The sequence below is a fragment of the Oleiphilus sp. HI0132 genome (assembly GCF_001635845.1).
In genome coordinates this window covers 1-934 of record NZ_LWGJ01001806.1, presented here as the reverse complement: position 1 = coordinate 934, position 934 = coordinate 1, and the positions used below count along the sequence as shown (strand labels likewise).

Sequence of the window (934 nt, the reverse complement as noted above, 5' to 3'; positions counted from 1 at the left end):
GTCCCGAACATCATCACGAGCAACATTGAACCCTTCACGATCGCCACCTTGTGCTGCAGGCCCGGGAATTGTGTCTGCTGTCTCGGTGTTCGCTTCAGTGCCCGTATCATAGGTCAGCAATTCAAAACTCATACTCTCGTCAATCTCTAGTGCGCTAATTGCTTTACCGTTTAAAGCTGCAATAGCATCATTCGAGTTAACCAACATAGACACAACACTCAGTGATAAAGTTCCCAAGTATTTTTCAGAAGTTTGAACCTGAAACGACTCATACTCTCCTGGCGCTATAATTCCAGCACCAGACTCAGCAAGATAAACGTAAGAATCGTCAAGCGATGAGGATAAGAACAGGCTGTTGTCTCCCCCTTCAGCTAGTAACTCGAGTTCATCACTCGCCCTATGACCCGTCTGAAAACTCTTCCATTGGGAATCGTGCAATAAAACTGCAGCAGGCGATAAAGGCTGACCAGCCGTCAAGTTGCTCACTGTAACTTCAAACTCAAGCATGTCATCCTGCTTAGAGTCGTTATCAGAACACGCGGATAGAATTAGCGATGAGGCCAGCAGGGCTCCACTCATCAACTTCTTATTGATAGAAAAATAACCGTTCATAGCTCTGCCCTGTATTCGCTTACCGTTACAGTAATCTTGGCAATTGGGTTCAACCATCTGTGAGTAGTACTATCTAAATCTGAAACACCTCCATCAGCATCCAGATCCCCCAAAGCACCACGATGGATATGAACATAACCTTCAGCAGTGGCAACAATACCAGTACCATTTTCACCTAGGGTCGCTGCAACCAGCCCAGGAGCAGGAAAACCGGCCTCGCCTACCGCACCACTACCCACCACTTCGTCATTGGCTTCTGTACCTGCATCATAGGCTTTGGCATAGTATGTATAGGTTCCGGATTCACTGGGTATCTCGATTC

The 934-nt window shown here is 47.0% G+C and carries 2 protein-coding genes; both read right to left on the bottom strand.

What is annotated here, in order from left to right:
- A partial coding sequence (locus tag A3766_RS27340) for a spondin domain-containing protein (RefSeq protein ID WP_068643367.1) occupies nt 1-612 on the bottom strand: 612 nt, incomplete at its 3' end.
- On the bottom strand, nt 609-934 hold a 326-nt coding region (locus A3766_RS31705; protein ID WP_197479793.1), incomplete at its 5' end, for a spondin domain-containing protein. The genes A3766_RS27340 and A3766_RS31705, both read right to left, overlap by 4 nt.